The sequence below is a fragment of the Streptosporangium sp. CA-135522 genome, from assembly GCF_050949235.1.
Classification (GTDB): domain Bacteria; phylum Actinomycetota; class Actinomycetes; order Streptosporangiales; family Streptosporangiaceae; genus Streptosporangium.
Map to the genome: position 1 here is coordinate 3,358,112 of NZ_CP192026.1, position 20,499 is coordinate 3,378,610.

Genomic DNA, 20,499 nt, shown 5'->3' on the forward strand with positions numbered 1-20,499 from the left:
CTCATCGTCTCCCCTTCTCCCAGGGGCAGTTGCTCAGCTCGCCGGGCAGGCACGGCACCTTGCCCAGACCCAGTGCCTCGAACAACGGCCTTAGCCAGGCCCGGGTCATCGCGTTGAGCACCAGGCGGATCTTGACCACGTGGTGCTCCCTGTCCCACGACGCGACGAGATTGTCGGCGAACTTGCGGGCTCCTTCGATGGCCGTGGCCGCCGACCGGCTGTTCACCTTCAGGGTCAGCACCAGCTCGGCGAGGTTGGCCACGCCTTTGGGCAGCCTCTCCTGGTACGCCTCGATCAGCACGTCACCCCGCTGCACGAACTCCGCGAGGCCGGTGATGAAGCCTTTCAGGCGCCGGCGCTCGTCGGCGAGGGTGGCGCTGGCCTCGGCGAAGGCGTCGATGGCCGTTTTGACCTGACGCTCGCGCCCGTTGAGTTTGGTGGCGATCCGGTTGAGGCCGTCGGCCAGGTCGATCAGCTGCTGGTCTTGCCCGGCGAGGGTGCGGGTCAGCGAGGCCGCGTCCGTCAGCGCCCGGTTGATCTGCTTGCCCCGTCCCCGGACCGTCTCGGCCAGGTTCCCCGCCACGTCGCCCATCTTGTCGGTGTCGAGGGCGTCGGTGAGTTTGGTGAACGCCTCCAGCGCGTCGTCGATCTCCACCGGGAGGTCGGTCCGCTCCAACGGGATCACCGCGCCCGGCGCGATCCTGGTCTGGCCGGGCTTCCACGGCGGATGCAGCACCACGTTCCGTTCGCCCAGCGTGTTCTGCGCGGCCACGACCGCCTCCACATCGGCGGGCAGCGGCACCCGTCCGTCGATGAGCAGATCCGCCCGGACCCTGTCGCCCTCCACGGTCAGCTTCTCCACCGTTCCGGCATCCAGGCCCAGCACCTTCACTTTGGCCTGTTCGTACAGGGAGGGCGCCGCGCTGAAATAGGCCGTCAGCCGGTACGGCGACGCCCCGCCAGGCAGCAGCGAGCAGCCTCCCACCGACAGCAGCAGCACCCCGGCCAGAAACGCCGCCACCGTTCTCAGCATGAGACCTCCCGCTCCGGTGCACGCCGTGGACGGCTCGTTCCTCGCAGTCCGCCTGTCACTGGTCGCTCCGCTCCGGTGCACGCCGTGAACAGCTCGTTCCTCGCAGTCCACGGCGTGTCAACGGCTGTTCCTGTCCTTGCGGATGGCGCCGAGCACCTCGGGGTTGATCGGGCCCAGGCCGGTGGCGATGGCTTCCACCCAGGGGCCTTGGCCGCCGGCGGTGGCCAGTCCGGAGAAGGTGGGCCCGACCCAGGCGAGGGTGGAGTTGAGTCCCTGGCCGCTGGTGGAGTCGAGCCGGTTGCCGATCGCGGTCACGTCGTCCACCACCGCGATCAGGTTCTTCTCGTGCTCGGTGACCAGGGTGGTGATGCTGTTGACCAGGTCGCTGCCATCGCCGAGCAGGGACTTCAGCTCGTCGCGGCGCAGCCGTAGCTCATCGAGCATGATCGCGATCGAGTCGATCAGCCGGTCGAGCTGCGCGTTCTTCGTGTCCAGCACCTTCATGATCTTGTTGCCGTTGTCCAGCAGCCTCCGAAGCTGCGGCTCGCTCTCGCTGATGATCTCCGACAGTTCGCCGATGTTGTCCAGTAGCTTGCTGACCCGGCCCTTCCGGGCCGGTTTGAGCTTGGCCAGCTCCGAAAGGAGCTTGTCGACCGAGTCGGTGTCGAGCTTCTGCACCAGCCGGGTGGCGTCCTTGAGGGCATCGGTGATCAGCACGGGGGTGCTGGTCCGTGACATCGGGATCTGCCGCTTCTCCTCGGGCAGCTCGTCCATGTAGGGCCGGGTGACCGGCCCGGTGAGCTTGACGTAGCGGCCGCCCAGCAGGTTCGACAGGGTGATCTCGGCCCGGGTCTGCGGGCCGAGCCTGATCCCGTCGTCCACCTTCCAGGTGACCACGACGTGCCCCTGACCGTAGTCGGCGCGGACCTCGGTGACCTTGCCGACCGGGACGCCCGCCACGCGTACGTCGTTGCCGGTCTGCAGGCCGGCGGAGTCCGGCAGCACCGCCGACATCGTGTAGCCGCCCTCCAGCAGGCCCAGGTTGCCGACCAGGAAGGTGGTGATCAGTATGGCTCCCAGGGCCGCCATCGACACCAGGCCGACGACGGTCTTGTTGCGGTCGCGAAACGACTTGAGCGCCATCAGGGGCCCACCAGCACTCGCCGCAGATTCCCGGTGCTGGTGAGCTTGAGGCCGCCACGCAGCGGAGGGGGACTGCTCATCGGATAGGGGCAGGGCAGGGGGCCGAGCGTCAGGCAAGGCACCGCCGTGGTGACGAAGTGGCCCCGGCCGGTCACCTGGAACGAGCGCCGCAGCGGTGGGGTGATCGTGTTGAGCACTTTCTCGACGCTGCCGATGTTGCGCCGGATGCCGCCGGTGAGCCGGGTCATGCTGTCGACCACCCGGCCGAACTCCCGGGAGTTGTGGCCGAGCACCTGATTGTTGACCCTGACCGTGGTGGACAGCTCCACCAGGGCGTCGTCGACCAGTTCGCGGTTGCGGGCGAAGGCGCCCGTCAGCGCGACCAGGTTGTCCACGAGCTGGGAGATCTGCTTGTCGCGGCGGGCGACCACCCCGGTCACCGTGGCGTAGTCCTCCAGCAGCCCCTTGATGATCTTCTTGCGTTCGACCACCGTGGTGGTCAGGTCGTCGAGGTTGTCGACCAGCTTGGGGATGTTCTCCTGGTTGCCTTCCAGCGCCTCGCCCACCGCGGTCAGCAGCTGGTTGATCTGGTCGGGGTCCAGGCTGCGGGTGAGCGGGCCGAGGTCGCTGACCAGCTCGCCGATGTCCACCACCGAGCTTGTCCGCTTCACGCGGGCGCCGTCGCCGAGCATGTCCCGGGCGGTGCCGGGCATCAAGTAGATCACCCGCTGGCCGATCGTGTTGCGCCACCGGACGGCGGCGGAACTGTCGGCGGGCACCTTCACCGCGGCCCGCACGCTGAGCACGACCTCGGCCCTGCCGTCGACCACTTCGATCGAGTCGACCTGGCCGACCGGCGCGCCCGCGATCTTCACCTGGTCGCCCTCGTGCAGCCCGGAGACGTCGTCGAAGGTGCCGATGAGACGGTAGGTGTCGCCGACGCTCACCCGCGCGATCTGGGCGCCGATCAGGACGATCAGGGTGCCCGTCACGAGCAGGAAGAGGACGAACTTGGCGAGCGTCCAGCGGCGCTGGACCTGTTCTCTCGACCGGGCCAAAAGGCTCACCTGCCGTTCGTGGGGCCGCAGGCGCCGACGAAGAGCTCGCAGATGTCGGTCGCGACGAAGGCCTCCATCTTGATCTGGTTGGCGCCGTTCGGTCCCTGGCCCGCGACCAGGTCGTTCAGCACGCTGAGGATCTGGTTCAGCCCTCGCACACCGTCACCCGCGACGCCGAGCTGCGCGTAGAGCAGCGCGGCCGCGCGCTCTCCGGCGTTCACCGCGGCCTTGAGGTCTTTACGGTGCTTACGCAGGCCGTGCGCGCTCAGGTGGGAGATCTCGTCGAACTCCCGCAGCAGCGCGCGGACCTTGTCGGCCCGCTTCAGCAGGTCAGGGGTGATCACGTTGAGGTCGGAGGAGATCGCCACCAGCTCGTCGCCCTTGTCGGCGAGGCTGCCGCTCAGCGCCCCGGTGTCGCCGATGAATCGCCGGAACTCCCCGCGGCGCCGGTGGGCCACTTCGACGATCTTCCCGGTGTCGTCGACGATCTCCCGCAGCTGCGGCCCCTTGCCGTCCAGCCCGCGCCCCAGGGTGTGCACGATGGTCGTGATGTCCGCCGGGTCCACCGCGCCGAGTCCCTCGTAGGCGTCGTTGAGGGTGTCCGACAGGTCCTTGGGCGCCTCGGTCCTGGTGATGACGGCGTCGTCGCCCAGGTAGGGGCCGCCGGCCTCGCCGGATCCGAGGATCAGGTTGACGTATTTGGGACCGAAGACCGAGCTCGGCTCGATCGCGGCGGTGACGGTCTCGGGCACCTTGACGCCGGGCTCGACGTGCATGGTGACCACCGCCTGGCCGGTGCGGTCGAGGGTGACCGAGCTGACCCCGCCGACCGTGATGCCGCGGATCTTCACCGGGGAGTTGGGGTCCAGGCCCTGCCCGGCGTGGGTGAACGCCGCGGTCAGCCGCGTGCCGCTCTCGTTCGCCGCGCTCCGGACGACGAGGACGAGGGCCACGACGACGGAGAGCACCACGCCGAGTGAGATCGCGAGCCGGATCGGCAGGGGGACGTCACCGCGCGCCATCGCGGCTCACCCCGTCAGCTTCACGCCGCTGCCGTTACCCCAGAACAGGTAGGACAGCAGCAGATTGAGGAGGATGACCGTGACGATCGACTGACGGATCGCCCGTCCCGCCGCGGTTCCCACGCCGACCGGGCCTCCGGTGGCGTTGAACCCGTAGTAGCAGTGGATGCTGATCACGGCGAACGCGAAGACGATCACCTTGATCACGCTGTAGACGATGTCGATCAGCGGCAGACCGAGGTAGAAGTAGTAGTCGTAGACGCCCGGCGACATGCCGAACAGGACCGTGCACATCAGCCGGGTGGCGAAGAAGCTGGCGAACAGCGCGATCATGTAGACCGGGACCAGCGCGATCAGCGCGGCCACCACCCGGGTGCAGATCAGGTAGGTGAAGGCGTTGATGGCCATCACCTCCAGCGCGTCGATCTCCTCGGAGATCCGCATCGCGCCCAGCTCGGCGGTGAAGGACGAGCCGACCTGCGCCGCCAGCGCGACCGCCGCGATGATCGGGGTGATCTCCCGGACGTTGGCGAAACTGCCCACCAGGCCGATGAAGGACTCGGCGCCGATCGCCTGCAGGCCCTGATAGCCCTGCAGGCCGACGGTCGCGCCGACCGCGAAGGCCATGGTGAAGGCCACGAAGACCATGCCGCCGCCGATGACGGTCGCCCCGACGCCCACCACCACGTCGCTGACCTGGCGGAGCACGACCTTGGTGAACTTCATCCGGAAGACGATGTCCCGGACGGAGTAGAAGACGACCTTCCACAGGAACAGCGGCCAGTCCGACAGGGAGGCCAGCCGGTCGGCGAGGTCGCGCAGCATGCCGTACGCGCGGAATCCGGCGCTGCGCGCTCCCGGGATCGTCGCCATCACATGGGCCTGGGCGGGTAGGCGAGGAAATAGATCATGGTGATCACGTAGTTGACCGCGAACACCAGCATGAACGTGACGACCGTGGACTGGTTGACCGCGCGGCCCACGCCGACCGGGCTGGTCTGGCAGGTCATGCCGAAATAACACGACATGATCGCCGCGATGAAGCCGAAGATCCATGCTTTGAGCAGCGTGACCAGCAGGTCGCTGGTGACCAGCAGGGACACCGCACCGTCGAAGTAGGCGCCGGGGGTGACGCCCTGGATGATGACGTTGAAGAAGTAGCCGCCGCTCGCCCCGGCCACGATGACCAGCGGAACCAGCAGCACCGCCACCGTGCTCGCCGCCCACAGCCGGGGGGTGACCAGGCGGTGGATCGGGTTGACCGCCATCACCTCCATGGCGGCCAGCTCGTCGCGGATGTTGCGGGCGCCGATGTCGGAGGTCATGGCCGAGCCGCCGGCGCCCGCGATGAGCAGGGCCGAGGCCATCGGGGCCACCTCGCGGACCAGGCCGACGACCACGGCGCCGCCGGTGGCGGAGGAGGCGCCCAGCTGCCAGGCGAGCTGGCCCACCTGGAGGGCGACGGTCGCCCCCAGGGGAAGCGAGACGAGCAGGACGGGAAGACTGGTGACGCGGGCGAGGAACCAGCACTGCTGGACGTATTCCCAGAACCAGGTCCGGACGTCCCAGGTACGGCGGAAGCCCTCAAGGGCGATCACCGACATGTCGCCGACACGGCCGAACACGTCGGTGCTCCTGCGGACGAGGTAACCGGTGACCCTGTCCCGCCCGCCGACCGCCATCAGTGCGCCGTCCGTTGTGCCATGAACACCTCGGGGTTCGCGACTCCGACCATGGATCAGTCACCCTACTGACGGGTAGTCCAGTAAGTCGATGGCTCCTGTGTAATTTGAGGAAAAGGGATGAGGCCCAGATCACATCTTGTCAGGGCCTCACACTTTCCGCAGGTGGTCGGGAGAGCCGGGCCCGTGATCAGCCGGCGAGCGCGCTCATCCAGCCCTCGATCTCGTCGGGGTGGCGAGGCAGGCCGGCGGACATCAGCCGGGCGCCGTCGGCGGTGATGACGAGGTCGTCCTCGATGCGCACGCCGATACCGCGCAGCTCCGGCGGGAGCGTCAGGTCGTCCGGCTGGAGGTAGAGGCCGGGTTCGACGGTGAGCACCTGGCCCTCCTCCAGCACTCCGTCCAGATAGACCTCCGAGCGGGCCTTGGCGCAGTCGTGGACGTCCATGCCGAGCATGTGGCCGCTGCTGCACAGGGTGTAGCGGCGGTACAGGCCGCTGTCGGCCTCCATCGCCTCATCCGCGCTGATCTTCAGCACGCCCCAGTCGTGCAGCCCTTCGGCGATGACCCGCATGGCCGCCTGGTGGAAGTCGCGGAACCTCGCGCCCGGCCTGAGGGTGGCGATCGCCGCGCTCTGGGCCTCGTAGACCAGCTCGTAGACCTGGCGCTGGATCGGGCTGAAGCGTCCCGACAGCGGCAGGGTCCTGGTGATGTCGGCGGTGTAGAGGTTGTCGGTCTCCACACCCGCGTCGAGCAGCAGCAGGTCGCTGTCGTTCAGCCGGCCGTCGTTGCGGATCCAGTGCAGTACGCACGCGTGTGCGCCGGAGGCCACGATGCTGTCGTAGCCGACCGCGTTGCCCTCCAGGCGGGAGCGGAGGCCGAAGACTCCCTCCAGGTAGCGTTCGCCGCGCCGGTGGGCCAGGGCGGCGGGCAGCGCCCGCACCACGTCCTCGAACCCGCGCGCGGTCGCGTCCACCGAGAACTGCAGCTCGGCGACCTCCCACTCGTCCTTGATCAGGCGCATCTCCGACAGGAACGTCTCCAGGTCGCCGTCCCCGTCGTGCGGCGCGACCCGGGCGTCCACCGAGGCGTCCACCCCGCGCAGCACCCTCGCGGGACCGCCGAGCACGTCGTCGAGCCTGTCCACGGCGGCGCAGTCGATCAGGTAGATCGCCTCCGCCTCGGCCAGGTCGGGACGGCGGCCCACCCAGAACTCGCCGTAGCGGCGGTCCCGGTAGAACTCCTGCCCGGCCGTTCCCGGCGCCGAGCGCGGCGAACGGGGCCGCAGGAACAGCGTGGCCGACCCGGAGGGCTCGATGACCAGCACGTTGCCCGGCTCCTGGTCGCCGGTGAGGTAGGTGAACGCGCTGTGCGCCCGGAACCGGTAGTCGCTGTCGTTGCTGCGGACCTTGAGCGTGCCCGACGGGATGACCAGGCGCTCGCCGGGGAAGCGCGCGGCGAGGGCGGCGCGGCGCTTGGCGGTGTAGGTGGCCAGCGGCAGTGCGGTCAGATCGTCGCGGTGAGTGTCGGCCCAGCCGGTCCCCATGAACGCGGCGAGGGCGTCGGAGACCGGCAGGTCGTGGCTACCGGTGTTGAGCTTGTCGGTCATCGTGTCCTCGGGAGCGAAGGTGTGTGGTATTTCACACACTACTCCCGGCGAGTGGGGTCCGCACCCCCACTTTAGGCGGGTGCGGACCCCGTCACAGACCGGCGATCAGCCGACCGGCACCGGGTAGTCCCTGGCCAGCTCGGAGACCGCCGCCTCCTTGAATACCGCGGCGCCGCCGAGGGCGGACTTGTCCGGCTTGACGACGAACGACGCCCGTGACGCGGGCTTGTCGAACACGGTGAAGTCCATGGTCGTCCCATAGGCGCCGCCCCACGAGGACCGGCTGCGGTGCGCGGCGATGACGGCGGCGCGGCCCAGATCCTTGCCCCGACAGGCCTTCGCGAGCGCGTCGCCGACGATCGCGGCCGCCGAGTAGCCCGTGGCGACGCCGCTGTCGATGGTCTGGCCGGGATGCTTCGCCTCGTAGTCGGCCGCCGGCTTCTTCATGGCCGGCAGCGGCGAGCTGATCGGGGCACCGCCGGTCATGACGTAGAAGTCCTTGAGCAGGGCGGGACCGGCCGGGGTCGGCAGCAACTGCGGCGAGTAGGCCGAGTTGCTGCCGACGAACGGCACGTCCATGCCCTTGGCCAGCGAGACGCCGACGAGCGAGGCCGCCTGCTTGGGACCGACGGAGACCAGCACGGCCTTGACCCCCTCGGCCTTGAACGCGGCAACCTGGGCGCTCATGTCCTGGTCGGTCGCCTTGATCTTCTGTTCGACGACCGTCAGGCCGAGCTTCCCGGCGGCGTACTTGGAGCCGTTCAGCGCGCTCTCGCCGTAGTCCCCCTCGAAGTAGAGGTGGCCGATCTTGTCTCCGGACCTGACGCCCTTCTCCTTGACCAGGAAATCGACCCCGTTGATCATGTCGATGTCGTAGGTGGTGGCGGTGACCTGGATGGCCTTGCTGCCGAGCAGCCCGGTCGCCCGCGGCGCTGGTGGTGAGTCAGCCCGAGCTCGCCGGCCGGCTCGGCGGTGTCATCCTGCGGCCCGTCCTCACCCTCGACCCGGCCGACCGGGAGGTGCTGCTCGGCACTCTGGAGGCGTGGCTGCGCTGCGAGGGCTCCGCGGTGCGCGCCGCCGGGCAGCTGTACTGCCATCGCAACACGGTCTTCAACCGCATCCGGCGCATCGAGCAGCTCACCGGGCGTTCCCTGGCTCGTCCGCTGGACATCGTGGAACTCTCCCTGGCCCTCGACGCGGTACGGCTACTCTCGGTGACGTGACAGTCACGGTCTTTACCGTCGGAGGTGCTCAGACGGCGCTTAGACCGAGGGTCGGCGGGGCAATGGTTAGGGATACCCCAGCCAGGCTGAACCGAGGTGGTGTCGATGCTGATCGGTATGATTCTGCAAGGCAAGGGAACGGATGTGGCAACCGTTCATCCCGAGGCCACGGTGACCGAGCTCCTCGCGATCCTGGCCGAGCACAACATCGGCGCCGCGGTGGTCTCCGAGGACGGCTCGGAGATCGTGGGCATCGTCTCCGAGCGTGACGTGGTGCGCCGACTGAACGACCGGGGCGCGGACGTGCTGGCCGCTCCGGTGTCGTCCATCATGACGACCGAGGTTCGCACCTGCCCGCCCAATGCCGACGTCGATGACCTGCGCCAGACCATGACCACCCACCGTATCCGGCACGTGCCGGTCGTGGCCGACGGCCGGCTCACCGGGATCGTGAGCATCGGCGACGTGGTCAAGAGCGCCATCGAGTCCTTGGAGAGCGAGAAGGCCTACCTGGTCGACTACCTGCACCGCTGAGGCTTGGAAGAGGGATCCGGAAACCCGGAAACCCGGCAACCCGGACCGCCTGGAAAGGGCGGGCAGAGGGGCCCGGCACCGGGTGCCGGGCCCCTGGGCGTTGCCGCCTCCTACTGCACGGTTATCTTGTCGACCTCGATCGTGATGCCCTTCACCTGCGGCGTCGACGTTCCCGTCGTCACCGTCCCGGTTCCCGCGCCGACTCCCTTGACCTTCATCGTGTAGGTCAGGGTGCCGCCGGGGGCTCCGGGCGTGCTGGTCACCCGCAGGTCCTGGGTCGGCGGCCCGGTGATCTGGCCGCCGGCCGTGCCCTCGTCGTTCTCCGCGCCCACGGTCAGGCCGTAGCTCGCCGGGGCGTCACCGGGCAGGTGGTCCGGGTCGTAGGTGTAGGTGATGTCCTCGGCGCCGTTCAGCCCGATCCACTGCTGGAACACCTTGGCGTCGGTCGTGCCGTAGACGTTGAGACGCCATTCGACGACGAGCCAGTCGCTCACGCCGTCGGTCAGCGTTCCGACGTAGACGCCCGGCGTGCCGGTGCCGTCCAGGTCGGTCCAGTAGGGGGCGAGCACGTTGTTCGGAGTCGCCGGGTTCGGCAGCGACTGCGGGGTGGCGGCGATGTCGGTCGAGCCCGAGGTGCCTCCCGCGACCGTGTAGCCGTTGGAGACGACGCCGATCCGGTTGTAGGTCTTGCCCGCGTACGTGAACGGCGGGACGTTGAAGTTCAGCGCCTGCTCGTCACCGATCGGCGTCGGGGTGATGCCGAAGGCGTCGAGCGGCAGGTAGGGCGCGGGCCCCGTGCCCGGGGCGATGCTCGGCCTGTCCGGCTGCCTGGCCGCGAGAGTGGTCTTCACCGTCGCGATCTGGGAGCCGACCTGGGTGGCGCCGGTCACGGAGTTCAGCCGCAGCTTGCTGTCCAGCGTGCTGACCGCCGTCACCTCGGCGTCCTTGAGGGTGCTGTTCTGCACGCTCACCGTGCAGGTGGACTCACCGGTGTTGCGGGCGATGGTGGCCGGCACGCAGGTCTGGTCGACCGGGACGGCGCCTTCCTTGCGGAAGAACGCGACCGGCAGGTGCAGGTCGCGGGTGCCGCCGTCCTGCTTGAGGTTGACCTGGCCGAAGTACTGCCCCTCGGGCAGGTCCGGCGCGGTCACCAGCACGGTGATCTGAGCGCTCTTGCCCGGCTTGACGCTGAAGCGAGGCGGCAGCACCGAGATGTTCGCCCCGCTCACGGTCGTGCCCGTGGCGTTGTAGGTGAGCGTCTTGTTGGTGACGTTGGTGAACGTCCGCTTGGCGGTGATGAGACCCGGCATGATCGGGGCGTTGACCGACGGCAGGTTGAGGTCGACGCGGTTGAGCTCGTCGTTCGCGGAGGCGGCGAAGTTCTCCGCGGTCTCGTTCAGGGTCAGGCCGGGGTCGCCGGCCCTGGTCAGGTCGATGCGGCCGCCGCCGAGGTCGAACGGGTCGGCGGGGGTGACGCGGTCCTGCTTGGTGACGGAGGTCTTGGCGGTCGTCTCCAGCGCGGACTTGACCTGGCCCGGCGTCCAGTCGGGGTGCAGCGCGAACACCAGCGCCGAGGCGCCGGCGACGTGCGGAGACGACATCGAGGTGCCCGCGATGACCTGGTACAGGTTGCCCTGCGGGCCGCCCACCGGATCCTCCAGCGTCGGGGTCTGCCCGGCCAGGATGTGCAGGCCCGGCGCGGTGACGTCCGGCTTGAGGAAGTCGCCGCCCGGTCCGCGAGAGGAGAAGGTGGTCATCACGTCGCCCTGCCAGGTGGCCTTGGCGCCCTGGGCGAACTTACCGGTCGCGCCCGGATTGGCCGACAGGAAGGCCAGCAGCGCGTCGCCCTCCGGCTTGTCGATGTGGACCGTCGGGATCCAGTGGTTGTCGGTCATCACGTCGAGCGGCGTGGCGTTGTAGAGGATCATGCCGGCCGCGCCGCCCTGGAGCACGTTGTAGCCCTTCATGACCCGGCCGGGACCGCGCTGACAGGCGACGATCTTGCCGGTGAACAGGCCCGCGGGAGCGGGTGTCGTGCACAGCGCGTTGGAGTACGGCGGGGCGGAGGCGAGCACCACCGGCAGCGGCGAGTTCACCCCGGCCGTGATGGAGGCGCCCTTGACCGTGGCCGTCGCGCCCCCCGAGCCGGTCAGCGTGATCGTGGACTGGAAGGTCCTGCTCTGCGTGGAGGCCGCCACGGTGGTCACCCACGGGCCGAGGTGGTTGACGGTGGCCGCCCCCGGGCCCTCGTTGCCCGCCGAGGCGGACACGAGCACGCCGGCCGCGTAGGCGTCGAGGAAGGCCAGCTCCACCGGGTCGCTGTAGGGGGAGGTGCCGCCGGAGATCGAGAAGTTGATCACACGGACGCCGTCGAGGATGGCCCGGCCCACCGCCTGTGCGGAGTCGGAGGGGAAGCAACCCTGCACCCCGCAGACCTTGTAGACCGACACGTGCGCCGCCGGGGCGATGCCGTGGATCGGTCCGCGGCTGATGCCGAGCGGGTTGGCGTCGGCCACCGGGCCGCCGGCCGAGGTGGTCGCGGTGTGGGTGCCGTGACCGTTGGAGTCACGGGCGCTGTCGGGGTAGACCTCCCCGCCCGGGAACACCGCGTTGTAGGTGTCCAGGAACGGCGCGCCGCCGATCAGTTTCCGGTTGCAGGCGAACGGATCGGCCGCCGGGGTCAGCGGGTTGTCGCCGAAGTCGCAGACGCGCGGGGTGCCGTCCCTGGTCGGGGGCGCGGCGGGCAGCGTGCCGGGGTCGGCGAACTGGGGGTGCTCCGGCCAGACGCCGGAGTCCAGGATGCCGACGACGACCCCCTTGCCGGAGGAGGCGCTGCCGCCCAGCTTGCTGTAGATCGCCGGAGCCCCGATGAAGGAGGCGCTGGAGTCGGTCAGCAGCTTCTCGGGCTTGTCCTCCTGGACGGCCACGACTCCGGGCAGCTTCAGCAGCTCGGCCGCCTTGTTGGCGGGCAGCCGCAGCGCGATGCCGCCGTAGACGGTGCGCAGCTTCTGCCCGGCCTTCGCCGTGGGAACGTTCCTGGCCAGTCCGGCGAGGAAGGTGTTCTCGACTTCTTCGATGTGCTTTTCGTATTTCTTGGATTCGGCGCTTTTGATATCGAGAGCTTTGCCGGTCTTGGCGGGGCTCGTAGCAGGAAGTCCCTCAAGTCCGCCCTGATAGGCGGCGTACGAGTCATAGTCGAGTTTGACCATCACGTTGACCGTGGCGCCTGAGGTTGACTTCAGCAGCGCCGTGTCACTCTGGGCGATTTTTCCGGTTGCCGATTTGGCCCCCTGTACCAGCTCGCCGCCCGTCAACGGGGTCGCCGTCCACTTCGAGGGCGGGGTGGGGGTGGGAGCCGCGCTCGCCGGCGGCGCCATCGCCGCGACGAGTCCGACGCAGGCGGCGAGCACCGCCACGCGCCTGGTCCTGGATGGCTGGGACTTGCTTGGCAACGAGACCTCCCTGGGGGACGCATGACCACGTCACGCCGTGGAGAGGTCACAGGTCACCCGGGCACGCCTGGATCAGGGCATGGCTGAGGAGGCCTCGACCCTCCCCGTTGGGTGACGAGAGAGCGGCCACCGGTAAAGGCGGCCGATCATGACAGGGAGCCTAACTAGAGATCATTTATTTGCCTAGATCGTGGAATTGCCACAATCACCGGCTTAATTGGTCAAATTTAATTACACGGTCAGCCCAGCGGCCTGACGGGACGTCGACATGATCGCTTTCCGATCCACCGGTACGGTTCCATCCGGCGGGCGTCGGCGAAGGCGGGCGTTGGTGAAGGCGGGCGCGCGCCTGAGCGAACCCGCCGGACGCGACAGGACGAAGCCCCGGAGCCGTTCCCGCCCAGAGGGGACTGACCCGGCGGTGCGCGGAGATGAGAAGCTGGGACGCGTGAAGCTGAAGCTGGATCTGCACCCGATCTTCAACCGCGGCGGCGAGATCGACAAGGCGCTGCGTGACATCATCGACGAGGCCATCAGGAAGAGGGCCACCGAGGTCGAGATCATCCCTGGCAAGGGCTCGGGCCAGCTGAAGAAGAAGGTCCTGCGCTTCCTGGAGCAGAAGGAGATCAAGGCCCTCTATCACCGCATCGACAAGGACTCCAAGAACCACGGCCGCCTGTTCGTCTACTTCCGCCACAAGTAGACCAGCGAGCGGAGCGGTGACCGCTACCAGGCCGTCACGTTCGAGCTGAGCCGTTGGCGTTTGACGCTATAAGCGCAGGTCAGAAGGAGATTTCTCAGCGCGGGAAGTGCAGGGGCCAGCGATGTCGAATCGCCGGCCCAAGATGCTCCTACCGGTCCTGGGCCGTCTGTGGGCCGTCAGAATCGCGGCCCAGGCCGAAGTTCATCGGAGATCCTGCCCAAGGCCCACACCACCCGCCTCACGCTGCTGAGCACCGTCTGCGACGCCCTGCTCATGTGACTGGTCACCGGCAGCACCGAATGATCTCCGCTACGGCGACCACTCGGTGAGCGCGCGATTCACCCTGAGACGGACCGGAGGAGACGGGGACGGTTCCGCTCTGCGCGGATCTGGCCGAACTCGAACGCGCCGTCTATCTAAGGTGAGGCATGGCCTCTTCTGTCCCGCCGCTACGTCCAGCGATCGATCGGACCAACTCCACGCCGTCTCCGGCTCGTGAGCCGCTGTGGCGGCACGCGCTCGGCGAGTGTCTCAGAGGTCTTCGTCACGAGCGGGGCGAGAAGCTGAGCGAGACGGCACGTCGCGCCGGAGTCTCTCCGCAGTATCTCTCCGAGATGGAACGAGGCGTCAAAGAGCCGTCGAGCGAAATGATCGCTGCGGTCGCCGGCGCGCTGGATGTGACCCTGGTCGATCTGACCCTTGCCGTCGCCGAGAGCTTGCGGTCTGCTCAGAGCAGCATGTCGAGAGGTGCTACCTGCTCGGCGGCGTATGCCCTGGCCGCGTAGCGTGGCTTGCCGGGATCATCCACTGGCCTATGAATGCTCCTCGATGATCTGATCGAGGAGTCCGTACTCCAAGGCCGCGGTCGCGGTGAACACGCGATCGTGATCGGTGTCGGCGCGTAGGGTCTCGATCGTCTGGCCGGTGTGCCGTGACAGTATGCGCTCGATGTCTGCTCGGACGCGGACGACCTCGTCGGCTTGCAAGATGAGATCGGGGATCGCTCCGCGCCCCTGAGCAGCTGGTTGGTGCAGGATCACTCGTGCGTGCGGGAGAGCGGCACGTTTTCCTTCGGCACCCGCGGCGAGAAGGACGGCACCCACCGCGACGGCCTGTCCAACGCAGGTTGTCGAAACCCGCGGGCGGATATGGCGCATGGTGTCGTATATCGCGAGCATTGCGCTTGGGTCCCCGCCTTCGCAGTTGATATAGAACTGTATTTCGGCATCGGGGTTGTCTGACTCTAGAAAAATCAGCTGCGCGATGAGCGCGTTCGCGACGCCCGCGTCGATTGCGGTGCCCAGATAGACGATTCGCTCGGTGAGCAGGTGCGAGTAGACATCCATGATCCGCTCGCCACGAGGATTCTGGGCGATGACGTTCGGGATCGTATACGCGGTCACTGGCCGACTCCTTCGGTGACGCCGAATCCGGGCCGTGGGCGATTGCGCGGCGCGATTTCGTCGAAATTTTGCACGATTGCATCTATGAAGCCGTAGTTCAGTGCCTCTTGCGCTGTGTACCAACGATCGTGCAGAGAATCCTCGAATATGCGTTCGACGGGCTGCCCCGTGTCCTCGGCGATAAGACCGAGCACCGTGTCGCGAGTATGCCGAAGGTCGCCGGCCTGCAGTTCGATGTCGACTGCGGTGCCACCGATTCCCGCCGAGCCTTGGTGCATCAGGACACGTGCGTGCGGCAGGGCGCGGCGCTTCCCTCGGGCCCCCGATGACAGCAAGAATTGCCCGGCGCTGTAAGCAATGCCCAGCACGAGGGTCGATACGTCACAGGGAATGAGTCGAATGATGTCGCGGATCGCAAGCATCGAGGGAACCGACCCGCCCGGGGAGTGAATCCACAATGCGATGTCCGTCGACGCGTCCTGCGTGGCGAGTGCTATCAGTTGCGTGGTCAGCAGTGTCCCATTGTCATCATCGAGAGGGCCGTCGAGAACGAGAACACGCTGCTCGTAGAGCTCGCGCCTTACCCTCGTATCGAACAGTGGAAGATTCGATTCTTCGCTCATGCGTCCATCATGTGAGGCGATTCGGACCGGCGTCGACACGATCCGCTTGGGGCAGATCTGCTCTGAGCAGAGGGAGCTCGGTTTCCGGCCCGGTTCGTAGCATTGCGGTCGGGGAATCGAGTGGGGTGAGCGCGCTCTCCTTATACCCGCGCCGGGGCCGAAGATCCGACCGTGAACTACCGAGATCGGCGGATTGCGATCTATACGCGCCCGTCAGCCCTCAGCGCCGGATGGCCACGTCGGGTGCGGCCACCGCCGGCTCCCCGGAGACATCGATGTACCCGTGGACCCACCGGTACCTCGGTCACATCGAGACCGCCCGCCGCCGCTTCGACGCCTGACGGCTGGAGCACTCGCATGCGCAGGCATCGGCCGGGCTCACTTGGGCAATCGCGCTAGGCGCAGACGACACACTCGATCATGCTGGGGCACGCCGGGGGCACACGGCCCATCCGAGGGAGAAGGCGTCCGTCGCCTTCCCGGAGCGGTCGGCGGCGTCGGGTATCAGGGTCGGGCAGGGCGGGCGCAGGTCCGCGGCGTGAAGCCGGGATCGGCGTGCCCGAGGTTTTCGGCGGCGCGTGACGCGTCCGGGGCGGTGTCCCCGCCGGTGTTACGTGGCGTCCGTCATGCGGTTCTCCCAGGCCCAGGCGGCGATCTCGACCCGGTTGCGCACCCCGAGCTTGACGTTGATGCCGGAGATGTAGCCCTTGACGGTGCTCAGCGAGATGAACAACTCGGCGGCGATCTCCTGGTTGGTGCGGCCTCTGGCGATGGCCCGGACGACTTCGGTCTCCCGGTCGGACAGCGGCCGGGCGGGCCCCCGGGCGGCCGGAGCCCCGGCGGCCGTGAGGTGGCGCAGCAGCCGCAGGGTGACCGACGGCGAGACAAGGGCGTCCCCGGCGTCAGCGGCCCGGACGGCCTCGACGAGCAGGGCGGGGCCGGCGTCCTTCAGGACGAAGCCGACCGCCCCGCCGCGCAGCGCGCCGTAGACGTACTCGTCGAGGTCGAAGGTGGTGACCACGATCACCCGGAGCGGGTCGGGGACGCCGGGGCCGGCCAGGGCACGGGTGACCTCGATGCCGTCGAGGCGGGGCATCTGGACGTCCACCAGGCACACATCCGGGCGCAGCCTCCGGGCCAGGGCGACCGCCTCGGCGCCGTCGGCGGCCTCGGCGACCACGCTGATGTCGGGCCGGTCCTCGAGAATGATCCGCAAGCTGGCGCGGATCATCGCCTGGTCGTCGGCCAGCAGCACCCGGATGGTCATCGGCGCGTCCGCGCGGGGAGGGGCAGGGTGGCGAGCACGGACCAGCCGGCCTCGGGGCGCGGGCCGGCGCACAGCGTGCCGCCCAGAGCCTCAAGGCGCTCGCGCATCCCGACCAGACCGTAGCCGCCGCGGTGGTGGCGCCGGGCCGGAGCCGGTGAGGCGTCGTCGACGACCTCGACGACGACCGCCTCCCGATCTCGGGCGACGCTGACCGTGACCGAGCGGGCGTGCCGGGCGTGGCGGGAGATGTTGGTCAGCGACTCCTGGACGACCCGGTAGACGGTGCCGGCCACCTCGGGCGGCCACACCGACTCGTCTTCGCCGTCGGGCAACCGCAGGCACACCGCGGGGCCGTGGCCGCCGAAGCGTTCGACCAGGTCGCTGAGCCGTTCGGGACCGGGCGCGACGGGGGCCGCGTCGTCGGCGTCGCGCAGCAGGCCGACGACGCGGCGCATGGCGGCCAGCGCGTCGGAACCGGCGGCCTCGATGTCCGCCAGAGAGCCGTCCACCGTCTCGGGGCGCTTGCGGGCGAGCAGGCGGGTGGCCTGGGTTTGGAGCACGATGCCGGTGATGTGGTGGGCGACGACGTCGTGTAGTTCCCTGGCCAACTGCAGGCGTTCGTCGCGGCGCACCTTCTCGGCGACGGACCGGCGACGGGCCGAGAGCAGCCGCAGGCACAGCCCGATCGCGAGGCCGGCGAGCCATCCCGTGCCGTTCAGCGCCGTCACCGACGGGACGCCCGAGGAGGACGCGTGGGCGGTGAGCAGGCTGCCGGCGACCACCGCGCACCCTCCGGCCGCGACGGCGCAGGCCGAGGGGGCGGGAAGCGCTCTGACCGCGGAGCCGACGAGCACCGACAGGCCCAGGGCCATGGCGGGGCCGGGCTCACTGGGCAGGTGGGCGAGGCGGGCGACCAGGACGGCGGCCACCGCGACGGCCAGGCCCGCGACCGCCGCCCACGTCCGGTCGCGCCGGCGTGCCAGAGCGATCACGCACACCACCGCTCCGGCGGCGCAGCCGAACCGCCAGTAGTCGCCGCCCCAACTTCTCGCGATCAGAAACGCCCAGAAGGCGAGCGTCGCGGCGAACACGGCACCGAGCCCGACGTCGGCCATGACGCCGGTTCGCTCGGCCGGCCACCCCTGAGCACGCACGCCGTTCAGGCTAGGAGACCTTCCCCCGCGCGTTGAATCGGCCGAAAGTACGGTCGCGGACGGCGCGAACCCTGCTTTCGACCCGTGCCGCCGCCGGGTCGCCCCGCGCAGCATGAGGTCCCATGCCACATGAAGATTTCGCCTCCCGCGCCGAGAGCCGAAGGCCTGACCGAGGGCCTGACCGAGGATCCGGCCGAGCGCTGGAGCGGCCGCCGGGCACCGGCCTGCCGCCCTCCGCGCATCCCACCGGGCCGGGTCATCGGCCCGATCGCCCCCAGGGGGAGGGCCATCCCCACCGCCCGCTCCCGGACGACGGTCCGGCAGGCTCCGCGACGACGTCCCCCGGCCGGCCGCGTATCGCCGCGCTCGACATAGTGCGGGGGTTCGCGCTGTGCGGAATCCTGCTGGCCAACATCGAGCCGATATCCAACTCCGGCAGGATCGTCCTGTCGGGCGGGCCGGCGGGCGCGAAGGAGGTGTGGATGGGGCTGCTCGTCGAGCAGCGCTTCTTCCCGATCTTCTCCCTGCTGTTCGGCATCGGGTTCTCGCTGCTGCTGGGCTCCGCCACGGGCCGGGCCGCCCGCCCGCGGCTGCTCCTGCTGCGCCGGCTCCTGGTGCTGCTCGGGATCGGTCTGGCGCATTTCCTGCTGCTGTGGCAGGGCGACATCCTGACCATCTACGCCACCGTCGGCCTGCTGGTGCTGCTGCCCTCGACCTGGCTGCCACGGTGGGCCGTCGCCGCCCTCGCCGCCGTGCTCGTCGCGACGTCGATGGTCATCGGTGCCGACCGGATCGTGCTGATCGCCGGACTGTTCCTGCTGGGCTCGGCACTGGTCCGGTACGGAGTGATCGACCGGGTAGAGCAGTCCACCCGGGTGCCGGCCCTGCTGGGCCTGGTCCTCGCGGCGGGGGCGGCGCCTGTCCTGTGGGTGCAGACCGGGCAGCGGGCTGACGACGTGCACAGCTCGGCCTTCGGCATCTCGCTGGCCGGCACCGGATTGTTGCTCGCGGGGGCCTACACATGCGCCCTGCTGGTCCTGCTCAGGACGCCGCTCCGGCCGGCGCTGCAGGCCGTCTTCGCGCCGTTGGGCCGGATGGCGCTGACCAACTACCTGACCGCCACGGTCCTCGTCCTGCTGGTGGCCGGCCACGTCCTCAGCGGCCCGCCGGACAGCTGGTCCCTGACGGCGGTGCTCTCGACCGCCGGCGCCATCCTCGCCGCCCAGTGGGTGCTGTCCACTCTCTGGCTGCGCCGATACCACCAGGGCCCCATCGAGTGGCTCTGGCGCTGGGCCACCTGGGCCCGGCGCCCGCCCCTGCGACGCACCCCCTGACCGCCGCGCACATATCCCGTGCCCGGTCCCGGGCCCGGCCGAACGAATCGTCGCAGAGCCGTCCTGACGCCGCCGGACGGCCGTCGAGAAGAGAGCGGGTCAGAGCTTGCGGAAGCTCCTGGCCTCCTCCGCCGCCGCGAGCACCGCCGCCAGCGGCGCGCCCGTGCTCGCCGTGACGACGGCCGCGATCGCGCCCTCCACGAACGGCACGTCGGCGATCACCACTCCCGGCCCCTCCACCAGCCGGGCGGTCAGCACCGAACTGCCCAGATCGGGGATCAGGATCACCCCGTCGCCCCGGTCCACCTTCTCGATCGCCGCCTGGACCAGGTCGGGGCTGGTGCCCAGACGGCCGTCCTCGGTGCCTCCGGCGGGAGCCAGCGGGACCTCCGCGCCGCCGACCTGCGCGGCCAGGGTCGCGACCTCGGTGGCCAGCGCGCCGCTGTGGGAGATGAGGACGATGCCTACCATCGGGGGGATCCGTCCGACCCGGCCGAAGGCGGACAGGCAGTGCCGGTCGCCGTGTCGTCACCGCGTGGAGGGCCGATCGCGTTGCCGTTGCTGTTGCTGTTGCCGTTGCCATTGCCGTCGCGGTCGGGATCGGCCCATCGTGCGGTCACTGTGCCGTCACCGTGCGCAGAGCGGTGAGAATGAGCGCCGTCGAGGCGGCGCCGGGGTCCTCGTGGCCCACGCTGCGGGGACCGAGATAGCTGGCCCGGCCCTTGCGGGCCTGCATCGGGATCGTGGCCTCCGCCCCGGCGAGAGCGGCCGACGCGGCCGCGTCGGCCGCCTGCCGCGGATCGCTCCCGTCCTGTACGGCCTGCGCCAGAGCCCGGACCGCCGGAGCGAGCGCGTCCACCATGGTCTTGTCGCCCTCGGCGGCCGACCCCAGATTCTGGATCCCGGCCAACCCGGCCTCCAGGGCGCCGGCCAGCTCCGCGACGGACACCTCGGTGGCGTCGCCCAGCGCCTTGCCCGCCTCCCGGAACGCGGTGCCGTACAGCGGTCCGGAAGCCCCGCCCACCTTGCGGATGAGCGTGCTTCCGACCAGATGCAGCAGCGCTCCGGGGGTGCCCGGCTCCTTGTCGGCCAGCGCCTGGGTGATCGCGGTGAAGCCCCGATCGAGGTTGGCTCCGTGGTCGGCGTCGCCGATCGCGGCATCCAGCCGGGTCAGCCGGTCCTTCTCGGCCCCGATGGTCCGGGCGACCTCCCCGATCCAGGCGGCGAAGAACGCGGTGTCCAGGTCGGATGCGCCCATG

General features: G+C 69.4%; 20 protein-coding genes. 5 read left to right on the plus strand and 15 right to left on the minus strand.

The genetic code is table 11. From position 1 onward, the window contains the following. Nucleotide 1: 1 nt before the first annotated feature. The 8 genes from ACQPYK_RS15830 to ACQPYK_RS15865 all read right to left on the minus strand — a co-directional run bounded on the left by ACQPYK_RS15830 (nucleotide 2) and on the right by ACQPYK_RS15865 (nucleotide 8,411). Nucleotides 2-1,033: an MCE family protein gene (locus ACQPYK_RS15830; protein ID WP_433255914.1), complete on the minus strand. Its 1,032-nt coding sequence runs from the start codon at nucleotides 1,031-1,033 to the stop codon at nucleotides 2-4. 117 nt (nucleotides 1,034-1,150) lie between these two features. After that, nucleotides 1,151-2,176: an MlaD family protein gene (locus tag ACQPYK_RS15835; RefSeq protein WP_433255916.1), complete on the minus strand. Its 1,026-nt coding sequence runs from the start codon at nucleotides 2,174-2,176 to the stop codon at nucleotides 1,151-1,153. Next, nucleotides 2,176-3,243 carry an MCE family protein gene (locus tag ACQPYK_RS15840; protein ID WP_433255918.1) on the minus strand — a complete coding sequence of 356 codons (1,068 nt, stop codon included), beginning with the start codon at nucleotides 3,241-3,243 and terminating at the stop codon, nucleotides 2,176-2,178. Before ACQPYK_RS15840 ends, ACQPYK_RS15835 begins: the two co-directional genes overlap by 1 nt. Continuing rightward, complete coding sequence (locus ACQPYK_RS15845; RefSeq protein ID WP_433255920.1) at nucleotides 3,240-4,256, minus strand: MlaD family protein; 1,017 nt, start codon at nucleotides 4,254-4,256, stop codon at nucleotides 3,240-3,242. The genes ACQPYK_RS15840 and ACQPYK_RS15845 overlap by 4 nt, the downstream gene beginning before the upstream one ends. A 6-nt stretch (nucleotides 4,257-4,262) precedes the next feature. After that, a complete protein-coding gene (locus tag ACQPYK_RS15850; RefSeq protein ID WP_433255922.1) occupies nucleotides 4,263-5,129 on the minus strand; it encodes an ABC transporter permease in 867 nt (288 codons plus the stop codon). Further along, a complete protein-coding gene (locus ACQPYK_RS15855) occupies nucleotides 5,129-5,938 on the minus strand; it encodes an MlaE family ABC transporter permease (protein ID WP_433255924.1) in 810 nt (269 codons plus the stop codon). The genes ACQPYK_RS15850 and ACQPYK_RS15855 overlap by 1 nt, the downstream gene beginning before the upstream one ends. 190 nt (nucleotides 5,939-6,128) lie before the next feature. Then, complete coding sequence (locus ACQPYK_RS15860) at nucleotides 6,129-7,547, minus strand: aminopeptidase P family protein (RefSeq protein WP_433255926.1); 1,419 nt, start codon at nucleotides 7,545-7,547, stop codon at nucleotides 6,129-6,131. A gap of 105 nt (nucleotides 7,548-7,652) precedes the next feature. Continuing rightward, a complete protein-coding gene (locus tag ACQPYK_RS15865; RefSeq protein ID WP_433255927.1) occupies nucleotides 7,653-8,411 on the minus strand; it encodes an ABC transporter substrate-binding protein in 759 nt (252 codons plus the stop codon). Between the two features lie 74 nt (nucleotides 8,412-8,485). Here ACQPYK_RS15865 and ACQPYK_RS15870 point away from each other — a divergent pair, with 74 nt between their 5' ends. After that, nucleotides 8,486-8,770, plus strand: a complete 285-nt coding sequence (locus ACQPYK_RS15870; RefSeq protein WP_433255929.1) for a helix-turn-helix domain-containing protein — start codon at nucleotides 8,486-8,488, stop codon at nucleotides 8,768-8,770. 105 nt (nucleotides 8,771-8,875) lie between these two features. Beyond that, nucleotides 8,876-9,304 carry a CBS domain-containing protein gene (locus ACQPYK_RS15875; RefSeq protein WP_433255931.1) on the plus strand — a complete coding sequence of 143 codons (429 nt, stop codon included), beginning with the start codon at nucleotides 8,876-8,878 and terminating at the stop codon, nucleotides 9,302-9,304. Between the two features lie 110 nt (nucleotides 9,305-9,414). Here ACQPYK_RS15875 and ACQPYK_RS15880 read toward each other — a convergent pair whose 3' ends face one another. Next, the gene (locus ACQPYK_RS15880) at nucleotides 9,415-12,756 is read right to left on the minus strand and encodes a S8 family serine peptidase (RefSeq protein ID WP_433255933.1); all 3,342 of its coding nucleotides are present in this window, start codon (nucleotides 12,754-12,756) and stop codon (nucleotides 9,415-9,417) included. A gap of 448 nt (nucleotides 12,757-13,204) precedes the next feature. Here ACQPYK_RS15880 and ACQPYK_RS15885 point away from each other — a divergent pair, with 448 nt between their 5' ends. Continuing rightward, nucleotides 13,205-13,459 carry a Smr/MutS family protein gene (locus tag ACQPYK_RS15885; protein ID WP_433255935.1) on the plus strand — a complete coding sequence of 85 codons (255 nt, stop codon included), beginning with the start codon at nucleotides 13,205-13,207 and terminating at the stop codon, nucleotides 13,457-13,459. Nucleotides 13,460-13,887: 428 nt separating this feature from the next. Further along, nucleotides 13,888-14,244: a helix-turn-helix domain-containing protein gene (locus ACQPYK_RS15890; protein ID WP_433255937.1), complete on the plus strand. Its 357-nt coding sequence runs from the start codon at nucleotides 13,888-13,890 to the stop codon at nucleotides 14,242-14,244. A gap of 27 nt (nucleotides 14,245-14,271) precedes the next feature. Here the strand turns inward: ACQPYK_RS15890 and ACQPYK_RS15895 are convergent, their stop codons facing one another. The 4 genes from ACQPYK_RS15895 to ACQPYK_RS15910 all read right to left on the minus strand — a co-directional run bounded on the left by ACQPYK_RS15895 (nucleotide 14,272) and on the right by ACQPYK_RS15910 (nucleotide 17,906). Beyond that, nucleotides 14,272-14,862: a ClpP family protease gene (locus ACQPYK_RS15895; RefSeq protein WP_433255939.1), complete on the minus strand. Its 591-nt coding sequence runs from the start codon at nucleotides 14,860-14,862 to the stop codon at nucleotides 14,272-14,274. Next, a complete protein-coding gene (locus ACQPYK_RS15900) occupies nucleotides 14,859-15,485 on the minus strand; it encodes a ClpP family protease (protein WP_433255941.1) in 627 nt (208 codons plus the stop codon). Before ACQPYK_RS15900 ends, ACQPYK_RS15895 begins: the two co-directional genes overlap by 4 nt. Nucleotides 15,486-16,095: 610 nt before the next feature. Continuing rightward, nucleotides 16,096-16,752, minus strand: coding sequence for a response regulator (locus ACQPYK_RS15905; RefSeq protein WP_433255943.1), 657 nt, complete (start codon nucleotides 16,750-16,752; stop codon nucleotides 16,096-16,098). Then, nucleotides 16,749-17,906: a sensor histidine kinase gene (locus ACQPYK_RS15910; protein ID WP_433255945.1), complete on the minus strand. Its 1,158-nt coding sequence runs from the start codon at nucleotides 17,904-17,906 to the stop codon at nucleotides 16,749-16,751. Before ACQPYK_RS15910 ends, ACQPYK_RS15905 begins: the two co-directional genes overlap by 4 nt. A 374-nt stretch (nucleotides 17,907-18,280) precedes the next feature. Here ACQPYK_RS15910 and ACQPYK_RS15915 point away from each other — a divergent pair, with 374 nt between their 5' ends. Continuing rightward, the gene (locus ACQPYK_RS15915) at nucleotides 18,281-19,240 is read left to right on the plus strand and encodes a DUF418 domain-containing protein (RefSeq protein ID WP_433255947.1); all 960 of its coding nucleotides are present in this window, start codon (nucleotides 18,281-18,283) and stop codon (nucleotides 19,238-19,240) included. A gap of 99 nt (nucleotides 19,241-19,339) precedes the next feature. Here ACQPYK_RS15915 and dhaM read toward each other — a convergent pair whose 3' ends face one another. Continuing rightward, complete coding sequence (dhaM, locus tag ACQPYK_RS15920) at nucleotides 19,340-19,711, minus strand: dihydroxyacetone kinase phosphoryl donor subunit DhaM (RefSeq protein ID WP_433255949.1); 372 nt, start codon at nucleotides 19,709-19,711, stop codon at nucleotides 19,340-19,342. A gap of 145 nt (nucleotides 19,712-19,856) precedes the next feature. Continuing rightward, nucleotides 19,857-20,498: a dihydroxyacetone kinase subunit DhaL gene (gene dhaL, locus ACQPYK_RS15925; protein WP_433255950.1), complete on the minus strand. Its 642-nt coding sequence runs from the start codon at nucleotides 20,496-20,498 to the stop codon at nucleotides 19,857-19,859. Between the last annotated feature and the right edge of the window lies 1 nt (nucleotide 20,499).